Genomic DNA, 21,095 nt, shown 5'->3' on the forward strand with positions numbered 1-21,095 from the left:
GGTTCCGGCCAGGGCCGTGGTCTACCTCAACGGCCGGTTCGCCACGCAGGGATGCAGCCCACTGGGCCAGCCGGAACCCCCGGCCGGCCCGTGGCTGTCAGGTCGAAGCGACTCAGGAAGGCCACCACGCCGAAGGCGTATCCACCGGGGGGCTCGTGGAGTGCTGCTCGGTCCAGCCGGTGGCGGCCACCACCTCGCGCGCGATGTCCGCGACAGCCCGCCCGTCCGTCGCCACCCGCACTGCGTCCGCAGAGGTCTGCTGGTCCAGCAACCGCGCCTTACGGGTACTGCTCTCCCATTCCGTCTCCAGCTCCGAGCCGATTTCCCGGCGCTCCAGCCGTTCCCGCGTGGTCGTGTCGGTGGCCGTGAGAAGAACCCGCACGATCCGCACCCCGCTGCCCATGGCCCGCTCGAACATGCCGGTCGCCTCGGGCACCACGCTCAGTGTGTTCGTATAGATCAGACGCCGGTAGCCGCGGCGTGCGTAGTTCGTCCACACCGCAATCAGATTGCTTTCAGTGATCTCCGCACGGCGCGGATCTCTTTCCGGAGCTGGATGCACCTGTCCCATGAAGTCACCGTCGATGACCGCGTGAGGGACCGCCGCGCCTCGCAGCAACGCCGAAACCTCCCACCCCACCGTCGTTTTGCCGACCCCGGCCCGCCCTCCGATGAGGAGCACTTCCGCGTGATCCATGCACGCAGCCTGGCAGCCCACCTCCGTCTCACGCGATCGAATATCGAAGCGCCCCGCAGAAGCGACGACAAGACCGGCTCCCCGCTCGCCCTCCGGCGCCGGGTCAGCGGCCGCTACATCAAGGAGAACATGAACCCCGACCTGGACTGGACCTATCCCTTCATGGGCACCGAGGGAAACTGACCCGGAGCAGGATGAGCACCCGCACCGCCCCCCTACTTCCCCGGACCGAAGCCGTACCCCCGACACTCCTGCCACGGAACCCGATCGGCCAGGCCGGCCGGGATGGAGACGAACTCGACATGCAGTCACCGAAGAAGCCCACCGGAGAACCGGGAAACGGCTCGGCGGACACCGCACACATCATCCCGATGGCCACGCTCGAACCACAACGGTGGGCCAACGGACGGGGCTGGACCCGCGAGATCCATCGTGAGCTCGCCGCGGATTCCCCGGAGACGGCCACGTGGCGGCTGAGCCTCGCGGACATCGAGGACACCGGCCCCTTCTCACCCTTTCCGGGGATGGAGCGCCATCTGCTGTCGGCCGCCCCCGTGCCCCTTCAGCTGTCCATCGACGGTGCCGTCCACGATCTGCGTTACACCCAGATCGTCACGTTCGACGGGACCGCCGAAGTGGCCACGACCGCAGTTCACGGCAGGGCGCGGGCGCTCAACCTCATGGTGCGCAGCGGCATCCGCGGCAGCCTCGGCCTCCTCGGGGGCGACGCGCAGCTGTCGGTCTCGGCCGCGTTCGCCACCGCTTTGGTGGTCCTCGACGGCATCGTCACGCTCGGCGGCCGACGGCTGGAGCGTTTCGACACCATCCTTCCTGGCGCCGAAGAGACACCACTCACTCTCCAGGACGCGACCGTGGCCCGGGTGCGCGTCGAGACGTCGGCGGCGGATGCCGCGCCCGCCCCCGCCTAGCACCGCCCGAACTCGCATTCCCACCCCGCGACCCCCCACCCTCAGGAGCCACGCTTCCTCATGCCTCACCGAACAACCACCGCCACCGAGACCCGCCTTCGCCGGATCCGGAGGCGGGCCCTCGGCCTGCCTATCCGTTCTCGACGAGTGCCTTGAGCCGCGGCAGCGTCTTCTCGATGCCCTCGGCGTTCATCTTGGTCCAGCGGGTGCGCGCCAGCAGCCCGCCGATCGGCGAGGTGGAGAAGTCGCAGGTCTCGACAACCCGCGTCCCGCCCGGAACCTCCTGGAGCTCGTAGCGCAGCGGTGCCTGCCAGGGTGGGCCCAGGCGATGCGGCGGTTCTCGTCGTACTCCTTGACCGTGTTGGTGATCTGATATCTGACGCCGAACAGTTTCATCGACATCCGGAACTTCGCGCCGAGGCTCAGCCGCTCCGGCCCCGAAACCGACTTCTTCACCGTTCCGGATCCGTCGAAGCCGGCGTGCCGGTGCGGATCGGCGATCACGGCGAAGACCGCCGAGGGCGGCGCGGCGATGGTGATGCTGCGCGAGATCGTCACATCAGGCGCCATGGTGGTGGTCCTCTCGTTCGGTGATGCGGGTGATGATCGCGCCCAGGTGCTGGATCTCGATGCGGACGCTGTCTCCCGGTCCAGGTAGGGGCGGTGGCCGGACAACTCCTGGATGCAGCCGGTGCCCACGGGGCCGCTGGCGAGGATGTCACCGGCGCGCAGCGTGGTGCCGCGCGACGCGTGCGCCGGCATCTCGCCGAACGACCAGTGGATCTCGTCCCAGCTACCGCCGCCGTAATGCTCGTCGTTGACGTACCCGTCCATCCTCATCGGGCAAGCACCTCCCGGGTGTAGCCGTAGAGTCGCCGTGCGTCGGCGGGGGAGGAGGCCCGGGGGCCAGGGGAATGTGGACCCCCTCGGTCAGGGCGACGGGGTGGCCCGGGGTGCCGGAACCCGGGAAATGGCAGGATCCCCCCGACGGCGATCTCCACGGGTTTACCGCGTCCGACGCCGTCCGTGCCCCCGGTGATGACGGCCGTCTTCACGCGGCCACCGTCCGCGCGAACTTACGGATCTCCTCGACGAACAGCTCCGGCTGCTCCAGAGCGGCGAAGTGGCCGCCCGCGGGGATGTCGTCGTTGAAGTAGCGCAGGTCGTGGTAGGCGCGCTCGGCCCAGATGCGCGGGGTACGCGTCAGTTCGTCCGGGAAGACGCTGACACCGACGGGAAGGTCCAGCTCGGTCAGAGTGAGCGGCTGCCGGGCGTACTCCCAGTACAGGCGGGCGGCGGAAGCACCGGTACCGGTGAACCAGTAAAGGGAGATGTGGTCGAGGATCTCGTCGGAGGTGAGAGCGTCGGGCCGGGCCCAGTCGAGGAACTTCTCGTAGATCCACGCGGCCTGCCCGGTCGGGGAGTCGGTCAGGGCGTAGCCGATGGTCTGCGGCCGGGTGCGCTGCAAGACGTGGTATCCGGAATGGACGGTGAGGAAGCGGCTGCCTTGTTCGAGTGCGGCCTTCTCCTCAGGGGTCGGGTCGTCGCCGACCGGTGGTGCGGCGAGGAACTCGGGGAAGTTGACGTGGATCGCGCGCAGGCCCGCCGGGCGCTGCGCCCCCATGCGGGTCGCGACGACACCGCCCCAGTCGCCGCCCTGGGCCAGGTAGGAGTCATAGCCCAGGCGCTGCATGAGTACGCCGTACGCGCGGGCGATCCGGTCCGGGTCCCAGCCGGTGGAGGTGGGCTGGTCGGAAAAGCCGTAGCCGGGCATCGAGGGGATGATGAGGTGGAAGCTGTGGTCAGTCAGCGGGCCGACGGTCTTGAGGAACTCCAGGAACGAGCCCGGCCACCCGTGCAGCAGCAACAGGGGAGTGGCGTCGGGGCGTGGCGAGCGCACGTGCATGAAGTGGATGCCGAGACCGTCGATGGTGGTACGGAACTGACCCAGCTCGTTGAGCCGCCGCTCGAGCTTGCGCCAGTCGTAGCCGGTGGCCCAGTAGTCCAGGAGCTCCTCGAGCCGCTCCCGTTGCACTCCCTGGCTGCTGTCCGGCACTGTCTCCCGGCCGGCAAGGCGTACCCGGTGGAGTCGGTCCTTCAGATCCTCCAGGGCACTGTCCGGAATGTCGATGCGAAACGGAGTCACGCTGTTCGATGTCACGGTCCCTACGGTGCGACCGCACTGGGTCCCCGGTCCAATGATTGTTCCGGAAAACGTAATACGAAGCGTGCATAACACCAGCTAGAGTGGGGTGGTGTCCGATCCCTTCCCCGCGCCAGTGGACCTCGACCTGCGGCTGGTGCAGTGCTTCACGGTGGTCGCCGAGCACCAGCATTTCGGCCGTGCTGCCGAGGCGCTGCACACCACCCAGCCGTCGCTGAGCCGGCAGATTCGCCGCCTCGAACAGCAAATGGGCGTCCGCCTGCTTGACCGCACCACGCACGGCACCCGGCTCAGCGAGGCAGGCGAGATCTTCCTGCCCCAGGCCAAGGGGCTGCTGCGCGCCGCGGTCGAGGCGATGGCCCGCACCCGGGCCGCGGCCCGGCCCGGCAGCGTCACCATCGGCTACACCAAGGGGCTGATCATCACTCCGGCCGTGCGCGCCCTGCGCGACCGCGATCCCGGTGCCGAGGTCCACACCCGCCTGCTCGCCTGGAACGACTCGCGCGGCGCGTTGTTGGAGCACCGCGTCGACGCGGTGGTGACGCGCCTGCCGTTCCCCACCGACCAGTTGCGCATCACCGTCCTCTACGACGAGCCGCGCGTGCTGGTCGTGCCGCGGGACCATCGTTTGGCCGGCGAAGAGTCGGTCACCCTCGACGACATCGCCGACGAGCCGATCCCCCACGTACGCCAGTCCGACCCATTGCTGAACGCCTACTGGCGGCTCGATCCCCGGCCCGACGGGCGGCCCGCGCCCGACGGCCCCCTGGTCGAAGCCCTTGAGGACAAACACGAACTCATCGCCGCCGGGCAGGCCGTGGCCATCGGGCCGCCCCTCGACTACGCGACCGGCCTGCATCCCAGCCTCACCACCATCCCGTTGCGCGGGGTCGAACCCAGCCAGGTCGTGCTCGCCACTCGCACCGGCGACCGCAGCCGTCTGGTCACCGCTTTCCGCAAACACGCCGAAGCTCTGCTCACCGGAACCCACCAGGCTGGGCCGACACGAAAAACGTGATTCGCGACGGCTCCGCCCGCTTCCTCCTTATACGTAAACGACAGCTCGGTGACCGGCCGGGTTCTCGGCGTGCTGGATGCGTTTGCCGGAGAGCGCCGCCGGCTGATCTCGCTTCCGGGCGCCGCCGTGACCCGGCGGAGTCCAGGAGTTCCATGGGGCCGCCGTGTCCCCTTACAGTCTGCTATCCACCCGCCGCGGCACGGCGCAGCAGTGGGGTGAGGCGGTGCGGCACCAGTTCGCGCATGGCCAGGGCCGTCGTGGTGCGCTCGATGCCGGGGATGGCGAGGATCTGTCCCGCGATTCCGTACAGGGCCTCCACGTCCGTGGCGACCACCCGTATGAGCAGATCCGTCTCGCCGCTGAGGCCGAAGACCTCCACGACCTCGTCTATGCCCGCCAGCGCTTCGGACACCTCGGCCAACCGGTGCTGATGGACCCGCGCGGTGACGAACGCGGTGAGCGGATGACCCAGTGCCTTCGGGGTGATCCGGCGTTCGAAGGAGTCCAGCGCGCCGCCCTGCTCCAATCTGGCCACCCGCGCCTGGACGGTGTTGCGGGACAACCCCAGCTGCTCGGCCAGGGCGACGATGGTGGCTCGTGGATCGGCGGCAAGGGCGAGCAGGATCCGCGCGTCCGTGGCGTCCACGCCTCGCTCATCGCTCATAGTGTCCAATCGATGTCTCTCATCCGACTCGGAGTCTGAGCAGAATGCTCACTCCTACGGGGACATGTTGTGCACCCCAGGGATTATCTGTCTACTGGCAGAGCACAACGTCAAATTTTTGCGGAAGCAAGGTGCGGACAGTGGGGTGCGCTCTGTGACGGTCGTGAACTCGGAGCTGAGGTCAGTCGGCGGCGATGGCCCGGGCGTTGCCCGGGAGGCGGAGCTCGCCGTGCTCGAAGCGGTCGAACGGCGCGTGCTGTGGCTGTCCACGGCGATCATCGATCATGCCAACCGGGTGCGGCCGAACCCCTCGGGTCTGAAGGTCGGAGGTCACCAGGCGTCCAGCGCCTCGATGACGTCGATCATGACGGCGCTGTGGTTCCACGCGCTGACCTCCGAGGACCGGGTGTCGGTCAAGCCCCATGCCTCGCCCGTGCTGCATGCGATCAATTACCTGCTGGGTGAGCTGGACGAGTCCTACCTGACCACCCTGCGCGCCTTCGGGGGCCTGCAGAGCTACCCCAGCCGGTCCAAGGACCCCGATCCGGTCGACTACTCCACCGGATCGGTCGGCATCGGCGCCACCGCGCCCTTGTGGGGCGCCATCGCGCGGCGCTACGCGCAGGGGCATTTCGGCGGGGCAGGTACGGGACGGCAGTACTCCCTGCTGGGCGACGCGGAACTGGACGAGGGCGCGATCTGGGAAGCGATCCAGGACCCGATGGTGCCGGGCCTGGGCGAGGTGGTGTGGGTCGTCGACCTGAACCGGCAGTCCCTGGACCGCGTGGTGCCCGGTATCGCCGCGGAGCGGCTGCGGGGCATGTTCACCGCGGCCGGCTGGCAGGTGATCAACCTCAAGTACGGGCAGCTCCTGCAGGAGTTGTTCGCGCGGCCGGGCGGCGAGGCGCTGCGCGCCCGTATCGACGCCATGGGCAACCCCGAATACCAGCGCCTGCTGCGGTGTTCCGCCGACGAATTGCGTGAGCGCCTGCCCGGCACCGGCTCCACGGCCGGGCCGATCGCCGACCTCATCGCGCCGCTGGACGACGCCTCGCTGCTGGCGGCGGTGCGCAACCTGGGCGGCCATGACATCCGCGCCCTCATGGACGCGTACGACGCCGTCGACGACACCCGCCCGACCGTGATCTTCGCGTACACGGTCAAGGGCTGCGGGCTGCCCACCGAGGGCCATCCGCAGAACCATTCCTCGCTGCTGACCGGCGACCAGATGGAGTCACTGGCCGACCGTCTGGGGACGGACCTCGACCGCCCCTGGGCGGCCTTCGGCGACGGCTCGCCGGAAGCGGCCCTGTGCGCGGCGGCCGCCGATCGGCTGCGCCGCCCCGGACACGCGTCGCGGCGGCCCCCCGAGGTGCCCGCCGACCTGGCCCGCCCGGCACCGACCGGTACCGGCAACACCCAGCAGGCGCTCGGGCGCGTCCTGCTGGACCTCACCCGGCGGGCGCCGGAGGCGGCGGAACGGATCGTCACGGTCAGCCCCGACGTCAGTTCCAGCACCAATCTCGGTGGCTGGCTCAACAAGGTCGGGGTGTGGTCGCCGACCGAGCGCCCCAACTGGTTCGCCGACGACGCCGAGACGATCCTGCACTGGCGGGAGCGGCCCACGGGCCAGCACGTGGAGCTGGGCATAGCGGAGACCAACCTGGTCGGCCTGCTCGGCGAACTGGGCACCACCTGGAGCCGCTGGGGCCAGCCGCTGCTGCCGATCGGTGTGGTCTACGACCCCTTCGTCAACAGGGCGCTGGAGCCGTGGTCCTTCGGTATCTACGCCGGTGGCCAGTCGATCCTGGTCGGCACGCCGTCCGGCGTCACGCTCGCCCCCGAGGGCGGTGCCCACCAGTCGATCACCACTCCGTCACTCGGTATCGAGCAGCCCGGCTGTGTCACCTACGAACCCGCGTTCGCGATCGACACCGAATGGTGTCTGCTGGCCGCGCTCGGCAACCTCGGTCGGCCGGACGGGAGTTCGGCCTACCTGCGGCTGTCCACCCGGCCCGTCGACCAGTCCGCGGCCGCGGTGCCGACCGACCCGGCCGCGCGTGAGCGCCGCCGCCGGCACGCGGTCGCCGGAGCCTATCGGCTGAGGCAGCACGAGAACCCGGTGGTGACCCTCGCCGCGATGGGCGCGCTGGTCCCCGAGGCCCTGGCCGCCGCCGACCGGCTCGCCGCACTCGGCCACGGCGCCGATGTCGTGTGCGTGACCAGCCCGGATCTGCTCTTCCGCGCGCTGCAGGCCCGCCGCGGCCTGTCGGAGGACCCGACCTGGATCCTCGACCAGGTCTTCCCCGCCGAGCGGGCCACGCCTCTCGTCACCGTGCTGGACGGCCACCCGCACACCCTGTCCTTCCTGGGCACGATCCAGAACACGCCCGTCACCACCCTCGGCGTGACCCGGTTCGGCCAGTCCGGTGCGATCGAGGACGTCTACCGCTACCACGGCATCGACAGCGATGGCATCGTCGCCGCGGCGCTGGACCACCTCGAGTAAGGCGAGGGGGCCGGAGGCCCGAGTGCTGCGCACCTTCGAGGTGCCGCACATACGAGGGTGCCGTCCCGTGGGGGACGGCACCCTCGTATCCGCGGCCTTTCCAGCCGTTTCCCCGCGCCTGCGTCGGGTGTTATCTCGGCATCTCCGTCGATGTGCCGTTCACCGTTCCGGTGGCCCTCGTGGGGCGCTCCAGGATGCCCCGGGTGTCGGGCGGGGCCGGTTCCGGGGCGCCGGAGGTGTGCTGCGGGCCGGTGGACTCGGCGGCGCCGACGGTGCCGTTCGCGGTGCCGTTGTGCGGCTGCGCCGACCCGTTGATCTTCTCGATCGCCTGCCGGGCCTGCTCACCGGGGGAGCGGGCCGCCAGCGGCGGTGCGGGGTGGGGCGCCGTGGCCGCGGGCTGGGGCCGCTCCCGCTCGGGTTTGGCGTGGACGCCGATGGTGTGGGTCCCCTGGCGCAGCCGATGGCTGACCGCCTCGTCGAGGCTCACCGGCCGCTGCGTCTGGGCCGCCAGCCGGCCGGCCTCCTGGCCCAGCGCGGCGACCACTTCCCAGGGCAGATGGAGCACCAGGCGGACTTCGGCGTCGCCATCCGGCAGCGCCTGGATGGGAGGGATGAACCGGTCATTCATGGACGGGGCCTCCGGTCTCGGTATCGGTCTGTGCGGGCGGTGTGCGTCCCATGGGCAGGACGCACACAGGGCGATACGGAGAACCGGCCCCGCGCGTTCACCTGACCTACGGAGGGCTGTCAGGTCTCGCCGAGCACGATCGTCACTCACGGGGGCATCACGTACGCCGTGGCCGTGCGACAGGTGCGACGGTAAGGGCGTCGTCTCGTATTTCCGTGGCTGCCGGCGTCCCCGGATGACATGGCGAAGTCGCGGAGGCGGCCCGCGGGGGGCACAGTCGGTTGCGGTGGCTCATCAGCCGGATTTGAAAGGAGCCCGGCGATGACCGTACGGCGCGTCCCGCCCAACATTTTCAGCATGGCCTTCGGCCTGGCCGGTCTCGGCGGTACCTGGGTGGCCGCTGGTCAGGCCGGGCATGTGCCGGTGATCGTCGGAAGAGCCCTGATCGGACTGGCCACTGTCGTATGGCTGGTATCGGTGGGATGGTATCTGCGCTACGTGTGCGGCGGCAGGGGGAGGCTCCGCGCCGATCTGGAAGACCCCGTGGCGAGTCCGTTCACCTCCCTGGCGCTGATCACCCCGATGCTGTTGGCGGCCCAGGGACTGGCGCCGTACAGCCCGATGGCGGGAAAGGTTCTGGTGGACGTCTTTCTCGTGCTGACCGTGTTGTTCGGCGGATGGCTCACCGGACAGTGGGTCTGCAGGGACATGGAACTGGACCGGATGCACCCCGGCTACTTCCTGCCCACTGTGGCCGGCGGCCTCGTTTCCTGCGCCAGCGCCGCGAGGGTGGGACAGACCCGGCTGGCCGAGGTCATGTTCGGCTTAGGCATGATCTGCTGGTTCATCCTCGGTTCGATGATCACGGGAAGGCTGTTCCACCGCCCTCGACTGCCCGCGCCGCTCCTGCCGACGATGACGATCGAGGTGGCCCCCGCCGCCATCGCCAGCGTCGCCTACTTCGCACTCGACAAGGGCCGGGTGGACTTCATCGCGGCCGCGCTGGCCGGATACCTCTTGCTGATGGTCATCGTCCAGCTCCGGCTGGTCCCCCTCTACGCGCGCCTGCGGTTCACGGTCGCCACGTGGGCCTTCACCTTCTCCTGGGCCGTGGTCGCCACCACCACGCTGCACTGGATCGATGACGGCAAACCGGCGGGCCACCTCGTCTACACCTACCTCGTCCTCGTGGCCGTCACCATCCTCATCGGCGGCATCGCGGCCCGGACCGTCCTGGCCCTGGCCCGTGGCGAACTGTTTCCGCCCTCGTCGCCCACCTCCGGCGCCCACAGCCCGTAGACAAGCAGGGTTGAGTCGGTCATTTCTGTAGAAAAGCATGTCGACGCCGGGCTCGTGGGCCACGGCCGGGCCGTATCCGCGTCAGCAGCGTGATGACCAGGAGCGCGGCCCCGGCCAGACAGCAGCCCCCGGCCGTCATCAGGGCCGCGTCGACGGCCGCGGCCATGGCGGCACCGTGCGCGTCGGCGGCGGGCCCGGACAGGGCCACCCCCAGCCCCGCCGCGGTGGTGATGACCGTCTTGGTCACCCCCGACGCCTCCCCGGCGCGCTCGGGCCGCACCACCGCCTGGGTGGCGATGAGCGTCAGGGCGCCCGCGACCCCGAGCCCGGCCCCGCACCCCGTGACCGCGACGAGGAAGACCGGCAGGGTGGGCGCCGCCGCGGCGGCGCCCAGCGCCACCGCCCCCAGCACCAGAGCCCCGGCCATCGCCCGCACCGCGTCCGCCGTGCGGATCCGCCCCGCCACCGGCCCGGCCAGCGCCATCGCCGCCGCCGGGGCCAGGAAGGCCGCCCCCGCGCCCGTCGCCGACAGCCGCCACGGCCCCTGCAACGCCAGGGGCACGACGAACAGGACGACCACGGTCGCGGCATTGGCCGCCGCTCCGGCCGCCGTGAGAGCCACAAAGGGCCGGTTGCCGAACAGGGCGAGATCCACCAGCGGATGCGCCGCCGCCCGCTCATGCCGTACGAAGACGGCCCCGAGCCCGACCGCCAGCACCAGGGCCGTCGCCGAGCGGCCCGAGGCCCAGCCCCAGAACTGCCCCCGGTCCACCAGGATCGCGAGCGCCGCGAGCGCGCCGGTCGCGGTGACCAGCCCCGCCGCGTCCACGGACGCCGGTGCGGTGGTGTCCCGCGACTCCCCGGCCCGTGCCGCGCACACCACCGCGACCAGCGCGAGGGGGACGTTCAGCCAGCACACCGCCCGCCAGGACACCGCCTCGGTGAGCACCCCGCCGACGTACGGCCCGCACACCGTGGCCACGCCCCCGATGCCCAGCGCCCGGCCCATGACCCGGCCCCGCGAACCGGGCGGGCAGGCGTTCGTCAGCAGGGCGAGACCGGCCGGCATGGCCATCGCCCCGCCCGCGCCCTGCACCACCCGCGCGCCCACCAGCACCGGAAGCGACGGGGCCAGCGCACAGACCAGCGACGCCCCGCCGAACACCGCAAGACCCGCCGTCAGCAACCGGCGGCGGCCGTACAGATCGCCCAGCCGCCCCGCGCCCGCCATCAGCGCGCCGGCCGCGAGCAGATACCCGCTCACCACCCACTGCAGGCCGCCTCCCGCCGCCCCCAGATCCCGCCCGATCGCGGGCAGGGCCAGGTTCAGCGCAAACGCGTCCAGCTGGACGCAGAACACGGTCGCGGACACCGCCGCCAGCGCCCATCGCCCCGCGGACCCGCCACTTACCGCCGTCATCACACACTCCTCGGCACCCGAAAAGGACATGTCGGATACCAGGGCTGAAAGGAGAGACGAGCGAACGGAAGGAAACGGGCGCGGCCACCCCGCCCGGGGAACGGCGATCGGTCAGCGGCGGGGCGGCAGCCGGTGCAGCTCCACGGCGGTCAGCCGCCCGGCCTCGATCGCGGCCGTCATAAACGTACAGTACGGCTGTCGGCGCCGATCGGTGGGGGAGCCGGGGTTGAGCAGCCGCAGCGGCCCCTCGGCCGTGGAGTCCCACGGGATATGGCTGTGGCCGAACACCAGCACATCGAGGTCGGGGAACCGCTCGGCGCAGCGCCGCTCCCGCCCCCGCCCCGCTCCGGTCTCGTGCACCACGCCCAGCCGCACCCCCGCCAGCTCGGCCCGGGCCACCTCCGGCAGCCGCGCCCGCAGCTCGGGCCCGTCGTTGTTGCCGTACACCCCGATCAGCCGCCGCGATCGCTCCTGGAGCAGATCGAGGGTGGCGAGGTCGACCCAGTCGCCCGCGTGGACCACGACATCGGCGTGCGGCAGCCGCTCCAGCAGCTCCCCGGGGAGCGCCTTGGCGCGCCGGGGGAGATGGGTGTCGGACATCAGCAGAAGACGCACACGGACGACCGTACCGCCGTGATGCCCTTGACGAGGACATCGACGGAAGAAATAGTGTGCCAAGCGACTCGATGTCGCCTCGATGTCGCGAGGCTCCCAGGGGGTGGACATGGCAGCGCGGTCCCAGGCGCGGACGGCGAAGGAGGCGGCGCAGGACCGCTATCCGCGGCCGGTGGTCTCGACGGCGGAGGCGGAGTGGATCTGGCGGCAGCTCTCGGTGCAGGCGATGGAGGACGGCGCGAAGCCGGAGACCGTACGGCTGGCCGTGGTGGTGGGCCTGGCGCGGGCCAGTGGCGCCCGGTACGGCGGACTGCTGCGCTGCGGACTGTCGGCGCTGGACCTCGACTCCGGATGGGTGACCATCGAGCACGGCAAGCATCGCGTCCCGCGCCGGCACGGCCTGGACCGCGGCACCGTGCTGGTGCTGCGCCGCTGGCTGCGGGTGCGGCAGGAGCTCTGCGCCGAGCTGGAGGGGTCGGTGCCGGACGCGCTGCTGCTGACGGTGCACCACACCCATGACAATGGTGTGACCGTGATCGCCGGGCTGCCCATCACCCGGCAGGGGCTGGTGCTCTCCTGGCGGCGGTTCGTCCACCGTACGAACGCCCGGTACGCCGGTCGCCGTCCTCCGCTGCCCACCCGCTTCGAACAGGTCCGCCGGGTCTGGGACACCTGAGCCCGTTCCCCGCCGGGTCCCGGCCGGGCCGCTGTCGGGCCGCTGTCGGGCCGCTTGCGCAACGTGACATTGTACGCTGGCACTCCGCGCCGACTCGACGTGCCATTCGGAGGGCCGAGATGGGTGAACTCAAGCATCGGAGCCTGGCCACCGTTCAGCATCGGCTGCGCGACCAGGTCGCCCATCAGCTGCGTGCGGCCCTGATAGCGGGTGAACTCCGGCCGGGCACGGTCTACTCGGCGCCCGGTCTGGCCGCGGACTTCGGGGTCTCGGCCACACCGGTGCGGGAGGCCATGCTCGACTTGGCCCGCGAGGGTCTGGTCGAGCCGGTGCGCAACAAGGGCTTCCGGATCACCGAGGTGAGCGACCGCGACCTCGACCAGTACACCGAGATCCGGGCGCTGATCGAGGTCCCGGTCGTGGGCCGGGTCACCCGCACCGCGACCCGCGCCCAGCTCGAAGCGCTCCGCCCGATCGCCCTGGAGATCGTCGAGGCGGCGGCCGCCCATGACCTCGTCGGCTATCTGGAGGCCGACCGTCGCTTCCACCTCGAACTGCTGGGCCTCAGCGGCAATGACCGTCTCGTCGAGACCGTCGGCGACCTGCGCAAGCGCTCCCGTCTCTACGGCCTGACCTGGCTCGACGAACACGACCGGCTACTGCCGTCCGCCGAGGAGCATGTGGAACTGCTCGATGTGATGCTGGCCGGGGACGCCGAGGCGGCGGAGGCATGCATGACCCGCCACCTCGGCCATGTCCGTTCCCTGTGGGCCCAGGGCCGCGAGGAGGCCGCACGAGTGACCTGACGGGGCGTCGCCCGGCCGGGCCCCTCGGACGGGAGCGGGCCCCTTGGGCGGCAGCGCGGCGCGACCGCGGATCAGCCGGACGGGGACAGCAGCCGGTCCATCCACTCCTCCACCGCATCGGCCGTGCGGGGCAGGGCCGTTGACATCAGGCGGGCGCCGTCGGCCGTGATCACCAGATCGTCCTCGATGCGCACACCGATCCCGCGCAGTTCGGGCGGCAGGGTCGTGTCGTCGGGCTGCAGGTAGAGACCCGGTTCGACGGTGAGGACCTGGCCCTCCTCCAGGACGCCGTCCAGGTACTGCTCCGCGCGGGCCCGGGCGCAGTCGTGGACGTCGAGCCCGAGCATATGGCCGGAGCTGCACAGGGTGTAGCGCCGGTGGAGGCCGCTCTCGGCGGTGAGTGCCTGTGCGGCGGGGATGCGCAGTACGCCCCAGTCGGCGAGGCCCTCGGCGAGCACGGTGGAACAGGCCCGGTGGAAGTCGCGGAAGCTCGCGCCCGGTTTGAGGGCGGCGATCCCCGCGTCCTGCGCGGCGAGCACCAGCTCGTAGACCCGGCGCTGGACGGGGGAGAAGCGCCCGGACAGCGGGAGGGTGCGGGTGAGGTCGGCGGTGTACAGCGCGTCGGTCTCCACGCCCGCGTCGAGCAGGAGCAGTTGCCGCGGGTCGAGCGGGCCGTCGTTGCGGGTCCAGTGCAGCACACAGGCGTGGGCGCCGGCGGCGGCGATGGTCTCGTAGCCGGTGCCGTTGCCCTCGGCGCGGGCGCGCAGCTGGAAGACGCCCTCGATCCAGCGTTCGCCGCGGGGGTGCCGCAGTGCCGAGGGCAGGGCGCGGACGACATCCTCGAAGCCGGTGGCGGTGTGATCCACGGCCTGCTGGAGCTGGGCCACCTCCCACGGGTCCTTCACCAATCGCAACTCGCTGAGCGCGGAGGCGAGTTCGGGATCGCGGGAGGCGTCCCTGCCGGGGCCGAGGCGGGCGAGGTCGGCCAGGTGGGCGCAGCGGACGCCGGTCAGCCGCTCGGCCTCGGCCAGGTCGGGGCGGCGGCCGACCCAGAACTCGCCGTACTTGCGGTCCCGGTAGAACTCCCCGCCTTCGTCGCGTGGTGACCGTGGCCGCAGGTACAGCACCGGCTCGCCGTCCGGCTCCAGGACCAGCACGTGACCGGGCTGGTCCTCGCCGGTCAGCCCGGTCAGCCAGGCGTACGCGCTGTGCGGGCGGAAGCGGTGGTCGCAGTCGTGGGAGCGGACCTTCAGCTCGCCGGCCGGGATGAGCAGCCGCTCGCCGGGGAAGCGGGCGGCGAGCCGGGCCCGGCGACCGGTGAGCTGCTCGAAGCCGGGGACCCGGGAGTCAGCTGGGGGCGGCGCGGGGGCCCAGCCGTCGGCCATCGAGCGGGCGAGGGCATCCGATACGGGCAAGTCATGGCTGCCGGTGTGGAGTTGGGTGGCACGCGCGGTCACGGACACCTCCGGTGAAGGAAATCTGGATGACCTTTTCCTGACGCCTTGTCAGTGCAATTTCACATTACTATGTTACAGGTCACACCTCGTGAAGTGAAGGCCATTGCCTCGGGCCCCCACTCACCCCCCACCGCCTCTTGGAGGTTCAGGTGTTACATTCGCGCTTCTCGCGCAGACTCCTGCTGGCCGCGACCCTCGTCGCCGCGCTCGTGATGCCGCTCGGGCAGGCCGCCGCGGCCGCGCCCGGGGACCCCGCGCCATCCGCCCATCCGTGGCAGCCGAAGGCGGCACCGAAGCCCCCGCCCCGGCCCGCCGACAACCCCTTCGACCACGCCCAACGCCTCGACGCGAAACCGGAGTTCAGTGCACCTCCGGCCGCCGCGCCCGGCTCCGTCACCACCGATGGACGGATCCCCGGCCCGCTGTCCGGGCCGGCCACCCTGCACCACGACAGGAAGCCGGCCGTCGCCCCCTGCACCCTGGACGGCATCACCGGGCTGAGCCCTGATCAGCTGGCCGACTTCCTCGCCGACCCCGCGGTCACCGCCGACGGCTGTCTGCGCGGCCTCATCTGGAACTGGGACCCGCGGCTGATCCCCGTCATGTCCGACGCGCACGTCCAGACCGTGGCACGGCGCATCGCCTCCCTCGCCCCCGGCCACGACGGCGAGAACACCAGCCACCTGTACGAGATGTTCACGTACCTGCACGCGGTGGCGTACCACGACTTCTCACACGACGAGATCGACACCACCGACGCCCCCACCGTCAACGCGGTACGCGGCGCGGTCGACGCCTTCGGCGCCGCGGCCCACACCTTCGACGCCACCGGGGCCAACGCCGACACCCTGCGCGAGGCCCTGATCGGCTGCAGCGGGCCCGGCGGACGCCAGTACCAACTCGGCCTGATCAAGAAGGTCCTGGCCACCATGGACCCGGAGCACACCCCCACCAACAAGGACCAGTCCTGGGGCAACGCCGCCCTCTCCGCGCTCTCGCTGAACTACCTGGGTGTCTACTCCGGCAACCAGGACAAGGAGTTCCAGGCCGCGGTCGCCGCCGACCCCGGCTACCGTGCCGCCTTCAAGGCGTTCGCCGATTACACCCACCTGAAGGACACCCCCAACGCCTGGGTCGTACGCGACGCCCTCCTCGAGTACGGCCGCTTCGGCGAGATCGACTCCCTCAAGCAGCAGACCATCGCCGACCTCGGAGCCCTGCTGCCCGTCACGGTCAGGAACTTCGGCGAGGGCAGCGCACCCTGGGGCAAGGTCGTCTCCTGGCTCATCACCTTCGAGGCGTGCCGGCCCTACGGTGTCTGCAAGGAGGACATCGAGAAGCGGATCTTCCCGAACACGTACTCCTACGACAATGGCGGCATCAAGGTCCGTACCGCCCTCGACCGCGCCACCGTCGACCAGCTCTACTATGCGTCCAAGCAGGTCAGGGCCCAGTTCCACCGGGTGCTCGGCACCGAGGAGCCGCTCGCCGGTGACCCGAACGCCACCCTCAGCATCGTGCTGTACGCCTCACGCTCCGACTACGAGGTCTACCACCCGATGCTCACCGGCATGGCCACCGACAACGGCGGTGTCTACATCGAGAAGGGGGCGACCTTCTACACGTACCAGCGCCGCGTGCCCCAGGACTCCTCCCTCACCCTGGAAGAGCTCTTCCGGCATGAGTACACCCACTACCTCAACGGCCGGTTCGCCGTCCCCGGCTTCTTCGGCGAGGGCCCCTGGTACGAGGGTGACCGCACGACCGCCATGGACGAGGGCAGCGCCGAGTTCTTCGACGGCTCGACCCGTGACGACGGCATCCGCGTACGCCAGTCCCTGGTCCGGGACATCATCAGCGACACCCAGGGCGGCAGGCCGCGGATGACGATCAACGAGATGCTGCACGCGACCTACGACCGCGACGGCTTCCGCTTCTACTCCTACGCGGGAACCTTCTTCGAGTTCCTGTGGCGCGACCACCCGGCGAAGCTCCAGGAGATGTACCGGTTCATCCGCGCCGACGACCCCGTCGCCTTCGACAACTGGCGCAACCAGCAGGGCGCGGACACCAACCTGCAGCAGCAGTACAACGCCTTCCTCGACCAGCAGATAGCCATCGTCGACGACCTGTTCGTACCGGACACCACGTTCGTCCCCAACCAGGACCTGACGCTCACCGACGCCGCCGGGGCGCAGAGCGCCTTCTCCCAGGCCACCGGCAATCAGCCCGTCTGCAAGGACAATGGCGACGGCGAGCACGGTCGGTTCGTCTGCACCGGCGAGATCACAACGAACCTCAGCGACCCCGGCAGCCTCAACAAGGTCTTCACCGAGATGTCCGAGGCGGTCGACGCCAACCTGCTCGACCGTTCCAAGCCCGCCGCCGTCGACTTCAGCGATATGAACTGCAGCTTCGGCCGGCCCGCCGTCACGGGCAACTCCGGTACCGCGGAATTCAGTTGCGAGGGACCGCTGCGGCGGTGACCTGACTTTCGGTACCGCGCATCCGCACCTGCCCGGTGCGGATGCGCGGGCCGATGTCCCAGCGGGCCAACCGCCGGAATGGTGTTCCGCCGGACGGCCCTCAGGCCGCGGGCGCCGCGGCCGCCGCGGTGACGGTGAACCGCGCCTGCGCGGTGGCGCCGTTCACGCGCACCGCGAGGGTGGCCGTTCCCGGGCGCAGCGCGGTCAGCTTGCCGTCGGCCGGGTCGTACGCCGCCACATCACGGCGCCCGGCGTCGTCCGGGTCGCCGATGTGAACGTTTGGCGAGCCGGTCCAGTCCGCGCTCAGCGGGAAGCCGACCGGCACCCGCCGGGCGTCGATCCCCTCGCCCTGGAAGACGGTCGCCGTGATGTCGGCGGCCTGCCCGGTGTGCAGGTCGTCCGGGGCGGTGACGGTGAGCCCGTCCACATGGGCGCGGGTCTGCACGGACACCCAGTCCGGGCCGCCCTGCCACGGTGCGTGGCGCGCGGCCGCCTGGTCCCGGGCCGAGACGTGGTCCACGCCGACCATCGACCAGCCGGTGAACCCGCCCTGGTTGGGCGGGGTGGCGGGGTTCTTGCCCGAGTTGCCGTTGATCAGGTACGGGACGCCGTCCACCCGTGAGGCGTGGAAGGTGCCGACGTGGCTGCCGATGAATCCCGCGCCCTTGCCCGTCGTGCGGCGGAAGTCGGTCAGCCAGCCCTCCAGCAGCGCCGCCTCCTTGCGGTCGCCGAGCTGGCTGCCCTGCTGCGGGGTGGGGTCACGCGGCGGCACATGCTCGATCACCATCACCGAGCCGACGTCGGGGTCCTTCGCGGCCGCGTCGAGCTGGGCGCGCAACTCCTTGATCTGGTCGAAGCCACCGGCGCGCAGCCCCAGCCGTGAGGTGTCCAGGGTGAGGAAGCGGGTGCCCCGGTGGTCGAACGAGCGGTGAGCGGGCCCGAATTCGCCGGTGAAGTTGTCGATGGAGCCGCCCATCACCTCATGGTTGCCGGGCACGTAGTACCAGGGCAGCTCATCGCCCAGCTCCTCGTTCAGCACGGTGCGGGCGAAGGACAGATCGGCGGGGGAGCCCTCGTCGACCAGGTCCCCGTTGATCACCAGGAAGTCGGGCTTGGCCGCCTTGATCTCCCGCAGGGTGCGGCGGGCCTGGGCGACGATCGGGCTGCCCGGATCGCGGGCCACGAACTGCGCGTCGGACATCACCGCGAACCGCCAGTCGCGCCCCCGCACCTGCGCGGCGGTGGAGATCAGCGGATCGGGGCGCACGCTCTGCGTGGGCAGTTCGACGGAGGGCGGCACCCGCGCCGAGAGGTCGTCGATGACCACACTGCCGGTGTACTGGCGGGTGGGGGAGGTCTCGGCGAGGTAGAAGCGGTTGACCTTCAGCGGATACGCGACTCCGGCCGGGACGGCGAAGTCGACATGTCGCCATCCGGTCCAGGTCACATACGGTCCGCGGAGCAACTGGTCGGAGCCCGCCGCGTCCTTGAGGTGCAGGGTGGGCCACGCCCCCTTGCCGTCGCCCTTGATCCACAGGCCGAAGGACTGCGGCTGCCCGTCCACCTCGATCTGCTGGGGCGGGGTGACGTAGGCGGCGCGGGTGGCCGTGGACTGGGTGAAGTCGTAGTCCAGCTTCAGCCCGGTGCCGGTGTGGCCGTCGGGAGTGGCCTGCGCCGAACCCGAGGCGCGGGCCTGGCTGAAGGTCCAGCGATCGGCGTCGTCGAAGGACGCCTCCTGCCGCTCGGTCAGGCCGACGGTGACGGCGAGCACGCTGGTGGCGCCGCCGACGCGGACCGTGACCTGCCCCGCGGCCTGGTCATGGCGCGCCTTGACGGTGAAGGTGCCCGTCCGGGGGTCCGGGGCCATGTCGAACAGCGCGTGGTCGTACGAGAGCCCCACATCGGAGGGTTCGACGGGGGCGCTGGTGCCGTGCGCGTCCAGGCCGACGACGCCGAACCGGCCCGTGGCCTCGGCGTCGGCCAGGCCGACCAGCCGGCTGGTGGGCTGGATCCGGTCCAGCCGGTCCAGGACGGTGAGGCCGATGTCGCCGTGGGCGGCGCCGCGCCGGGCGGTGACGGTGGTGTCACCGCCGTGGCGGGCGGTGAAGGTGCCGTCGGAGCCGACCCGGCCGATGTGGGAATCGGCCGCCCGCCACTGCGGCGCGCCGTCGGCCGGGCCGTACGTCTCGTCGTAACCGGCGGCGGTGAGGCGGCGGGTGAGGCCGGGGAAGACCCGCTCGGGGTGGCCGCCCCGGACCGGGTCCGCGGTGGGCGCGGACGCGCGGTCCATCGCGGTGTCCACCCAGAAGCCCTTGAGCCGGCCGCTGCCGTCGGGCGCGGTGAGGGCCAGGCCGTTGGGGACGGTGCGCTCGGCGCCGTCGGACGGGCTGTTCTCCACCCGGGCGGTGTCGCTGCCGGGCTCGCGGGCGACGAGCGTGGAGGAGCCGCCGCCGTCGAGGTTGAGCGCGCTGTAGGCGCCCGCGTCCTTCATCATCAGGCCCAACTCGGTGAGGGTGACCCCGCCGCTGTCGGCCTGCCGCCCGTCCACGGTGAGGATCTGCATGGTGCGGCCGTCGCGGGAGAAGCCGACCGCGGTGCGCGGCGCCGTGGTGTTGTTGCCCTCGCCGTCGTGGCCGACCGGCTTGCCGTCCACGACCAGCAGTTCCCGGCCGCTGAGGGCCGTGCGCGGCAGGTCGCCGTCGTCGGTGCGCGGCCGGTACTCCATCGACACCGCGTCGCCGACGGCCAGTGCGGACAGCTCGTCGGCCCCGGCGTCCCGGCCGAGCAGCACGGTCGCACCGGCCGGGATCGGGCCCTTGCCGGGCGCGGTGGCCGCCTTGGTGACCTTGCCGTCCACGACCGTGACCTCGGCGGTGCGCCGTGCGCCGTCCACGGTCTGGGCGCGGTCCGCCTCGCCCCACTGGGCGGTGTACGCCCCGATCCCGGCGGCCGGGACGTTGGCGGCGTTGAGCGCCGCGAGCGGATGGGGGCCGTCGGGGAGGGTCAGGGTGCCGTCGAAGTAGAGCTGGAGGACGCGGCCCGCGTCGGCCGGGCCGATGCCGACGGCCTGGGCGGGTCCGGCCGCGGAGGCGGAGTTGACGAGGCGGCCGTCGCCGATGCCGTTGCCCTCGGGGGCGCCGGTCTGGTTGATGTCGAAGAAGTCACCGTTGATCGCCGCGACCGTGCGGCGCCCCGGCCCGGCGTCGTGCTCGGCGGCCAGTTGGGACACCGTCCGCCGCTTGGCGACCTGGTCGGGGTGGAGATAGTCGACCTTGGTTCCGCCGGCCAGGTCCACCGACAGCGCGTCGACCCGCAGCCATTTGTCGGACTCCAGCCGGTCGTACGAGGCCAGCTTCACCCCCGGGGCGACCGGCCGCGAGGAGCGGGCGGTCTGCAGCCCGTCGCCGTCGGCCACGGACCGGGTGCCCGGCGCACCGCTGGCGGCGGGCGGCGCGACCGGCCGCAGCATCTCCGTGGAGACCCGCGGCAGGGGTTCGGGCGCCGGGGCGGGGGTGGTGTCGGCGGTGGCCTGGCCGGCGGCGCCCAGCACAAGGGCGGACACCGCGGCCAGGGCCGCCAGAGGTCTGGCGAACGCGACAGGAGGCACGGCAACTCCATGGGGCCAGGGGACTCGCGTGGTTCACACGCACAGCGCCCCAGCATCGCCCCGGAGTTGACCGGGCACCAGAAGGCGTCGGCGACGACACGGGAAACAAATGACCAAGTC

Annotated in this window: 17 protein-coding genes; 8 read left to right on the forward strand and 9 right to left on the reverse strand. The window is 71.3% G+C overall.

Translation table 11 applies throughout. The features are described from left to right. Nucleotides 1–112: 112 nt before the first annotated feature. Nucleotides 113–697 (reverse strand): hypothetical protein, encoded by a 585-nt coding sequence (locus tag CGL27_RS45195; protein ID WP_205587855.1) that lies wholly within the window; start codon nt 695–697, stop codon nt 113–115. Here CGL27_RS45195 and CGL27_RS45200 point away from each other — a divergent pair. Together CGL27_RS45200 and CGL27_RS45205 are read left to right on the forward strand one after the other, a co-directional pair. Beyond that, entirely contained in the window at nt 689–880 is a 192-nt protein-coding gene (locus tag CGL27_RS45200; protein ID WP_119993448.1) for a hypothetical protein, read from the forward strand. The genes CGL27_RS45195 and CGL27_RS45200 overlap by 9 nt on opposite strands. 119 nt (nt 881–999) lie before the next feature. Continuing rightward, nucleotides 1,000–1,626, forward strand: a complete 627-nt coding sequence (locus CGL27_RS45205) for a HutD family protein (protein WP_162953210.1) — start codon at nt 1,000–1,002, stop codon at nt 1,624–1,626. Nucleotides 1,627–1,815: 189 nt separating this feature from the next. Here the strand turns inward: CGL27_RS45205 and CGL27_RS51190 are convergent, their stop codons facing one another. Together CGL27_RS51190 and CGL27_RS45220 are read right to left on the reverse strand one after the other, a co-directional pair. Continuing rightward, on the reverse strand, nt 1,816–2,466 hold the full coding sequence (locus CGL27_RS51190) for an SRPBCC family protein (RefSeq protein WP_205587856.1): 651 nt from the start codon (nt 2,464–2,466) through the stop codon (nt 1,816–1,818). Between the two features lie 211 nt (nt 2,467–2,677). Then, the gene (locus tag CGL27_RS45220; RefSeq protein ID WP_240450860.1) at nt 2,678–3,787 is read right to left on the reverse strand and encodes an epoxide hydrolase family protein; all 1,110 of its coding nucleotides are present in this window, start codon (nt 3,785–3,787) and stop codon (nt 2,678–2,680) included. A 94-nt stretch (nt 3,788–3,881) separates the two neighbouring features. Between CGL27_RS45220 and CGL27_RS45225 the strand changes: the two genes are divergently transcribed. After that, on the forward strand, nt 3,882–4,808 hold the full coding sequence (locus CGL27_RS45225; protein WP_119994869.1) for a LysR family transcriptional regulator: 927 nt from the start codon (nt 3,882–3,884) through the stop codon (nt 4,806–4,808). 181 nt (nt 4,809–4,989) lie between these two features. Here CGL27_RS45225 and CGL27_RS45230 read toward each other — a convergent pair whose 3' ends face one another. Then, nucleotides 4,990–5,472 carry an Lrp/AsnC family transcriptional regulator gene (locus CGL27_RS45230; protein WP_078645932.1) on the reverse strand — a complete coding sequence of 161 codons (483 nt, stop codon included), beginning with the start codon at nt 5,470–5,472 and terminating at the stop codon, nt 4,990–4,992. 229 nt (nt 5,473–5,701) lie between these two features. On the opposite strand from CGL27_RS45230, the gene CGL27_RS45235 reads away from it, so the two are divergent. Further along, nucleotides 5,702–7,981 carry a pyruvate dehydrogenase gene (locus tag CGL27_RS45235; protein ID WP_240451063.1) on the forward strand — a complete coding sequence of 760 codons (2,280 nt, stop codon included), beginning with the start codon at nt 5,702–5,704 and terminating at the stop codon, nt 7,979–7,981. A gap of 130 nt (nt 7,982–8,111) precedes the next feature. Here the strand turns inward: CGL27_RS45235 and CGL27_RS45240 are convergent, their stop codons facing one another. Next, nucleotides 8,112–8,609 carry a hypothetical protein gene (locus CGL27_RS45240; RefSeq protein ID WP_078645933.1) on the reverse strand — a complete coding sequence of 166 codons (498 nt, stop codon included), beginning with the start codon at nt 8,607–8,609 and terminating at the stop codon, nt 8,112–8,114. A gap of 321 nt (nt 8,610–8,930) precedes the next feature. Between CGL27_RS45240 and CGL27_RS45245 the strand changes: the two genes are divergently transcribed. After that, nucleotides 8,931–9,908 (forward strand): TDT family transporter, encoded by a 978-nt coding sequence (locus CGL27_RS45245; RefSeq protein WP_119993453.1) that lies wholly within the window; start codon nt 8,931–8,933, stop codon nt 9,906–9,908. A gap of 19 nt (nt 9,909–9,927) precedes the next feature. On the opposite strand, the gene CGL27_RS45250 is transcribed toward CGL27_RS45245, so the two are convergent. Both CGL27_RS45250 and CGL27_RS45255 read right to left on the reverse strand, forming a co-directional pair. Next, nucleotides 9,928–11,328 carry an MFS transporter gene (locus CGL27_RS45250; RefSeq protein WP_119993455.1) on the reverse strand — a complete coding sequence of 467 codons (1,401 nt, stop codon included), beginning with the start codon at nt 11,326–11,328 and terminating at the stop codon, nt 9,928–9,930. Between the two features lie 111 nt (nt 11,329–11,439). Next, nucleotides 11,440–11,943, reverse strand: coding sequence for a metallophosphoesterase (locus CGL27_RS45255; protein WP_119993457.1), 504 nt, complete (start codon nt 11,941–11,943; stop codon nt 11,440–11,442). Nucleotides 11,944–12,052: 109 nt separating this feature from the next. Between CGL27_RS45255 and CGL27_RS45260 the strand changes: the two genes are divergently transcribed. Together CGL27_RS45260 and CGL27_RS45265 are read left to right on the forward strand one after the other, a co-directional pair. Next, entirely contained in the window at nt 12,053–12,619 is a 567-nt protein-coding gene (locus tag CGL27_RS45260; RefSeq protein ID WP_119994870.1) for a tyrosine-type recombinase/integrase, read from the forward strand. Nucleotides 12,620–12,738: 119 nt separating this feature from the next. After that, nucleotides 12,739–13,425, forward strand: coding sequence for a GntR family transcriptional regulator (locus CGL27_RS45265; RefSeq protein ID WP_119993458.1), 687 nt, complete (start codon nt 12,739–12,741; stop codon nt 13,423–13,425). 71 nt (nt 13,426–13,496) lie between these two features. Here the strand turns inward: CGL27_RS45265 and CGL27_RS45270 are convergent, their stop codons facing one another. Further along, entirely contained in the window at nt 13,497–14,882 is a 1,386-nt protein-coding gene (locus CGL27_RS45270) for an aminopeptidase P family protein (RefSeq protein WP_119994871.1), read from the reverse strand. Between the two features lie 149 nt (nt 14,883–15,031). Between CGL27_RS45270 and CGL27_RS45275 the strand changes: the two genes are divergently transcribed. Further along, entirely contained in the window at nt 15,032–17,368 is a 2,337-nt protein-coding gene (locus CGL27_RS45275; protein ID WP_119993460.1) for a collagenase, read from the forward strand. 100 nt (nt 17,369–17,468) lie between these two features. Here CGL27_RS45275 and CGL27_RS45280 read toward each other — a convergent pair whose 3' ends face one another. Then, nucleotides 17,469–20,975, reverse strand: a complete 3,507-nt coding sequence (locus CGL27_RS45280) for a phosphodiester glycosidase family protein (protein ID WP_119993462.1) — start codon at nt 20,973–20,975, stop codon at nt 17,469–17,471. Nucleotides 20,976–21,095 lie beyond the last annotated feature (120 nt).

Origin of the sequence: Streptomyces sp. 11-1-2 (assembly GCF_003595545.1) — a bacterium.
In the GTDB taxonomy this organism is placed as follows: Bacteria; Actinomycetota; Actinomycetes; order Streptomycetales; family Streptomycetaceae; genus Streptomyces; species Streptomyces hygroscopicus_B.

Excerpts from the sequence above, each read along its gene's own strand:
- CGL27_RS45195 (WP_205587855.1), bottom strand. The coding sequence starts at position 697 with ATGGATCACGCGGAAGTGCTCCTCATCGGAGGGCGGGCCGGGGTCGGC.
- CGL27_RS45205 (WP_162953210.1), top strand. The coding sequence starts at position 1,000 with ATGCAGTCACCGAAGAAGCCCACCGGAGAACCGGGAAACGGCTCGGCG.
- CGL27_RS51190 (WP_205587856.1), bottom strand. The coding sequence starts at position 2,466 with ATGAGGATGGACGGGTACGTCAACGACGAGCATTACGGCGGCGGTAGC.
- CGL27_RS45230 (WP_078645932.1), bottom strand. The coding sequence starts at position 5,472 with ATGAGCGATGAGCGAGGCGTGGACGCCACGGACGCGCGGATCCTGCTC.
- CGL27_RS45240 (WP_078645933.1), bottom strand. The coding sequence starts at position 8,609 with ATGAATGACCGGTTCATCCCTCCCATCCAGGCGCTGCCGGATGGCGAC.
- CGL27_RS45245 (WP_119993453.1), top strand. The coding sequence starts at position 8,931 with ATGACCGTACGGCGCGTCCCGCCCAACATTTTCAGCATGGCCTTCGGC.
- CGL27_RS45250 (WP_119993455.1), bottom strand. The coding sequence starts at position 11,328 with ATGACGGCGGTAAGTGGCGGGTCCGCGGGGCGATGGGCGCTGGCGGCG.
- CGL27_RS45260 (WP_119994870.1), top strand. The coding sequence starts at position 12,053 with ATGGCAGCGCGGTCCCAGGCGCGGACGGCGAAGGAGGCGGCGCAGGAC.
- CGL27_RS45265 (WP_119993458.1), top strand. The coding sequence starts at position 12,739 with ATGGGTGAACTCAAGCATCGGAGCCTGGCCACCGTTCAGCATCGGCTG.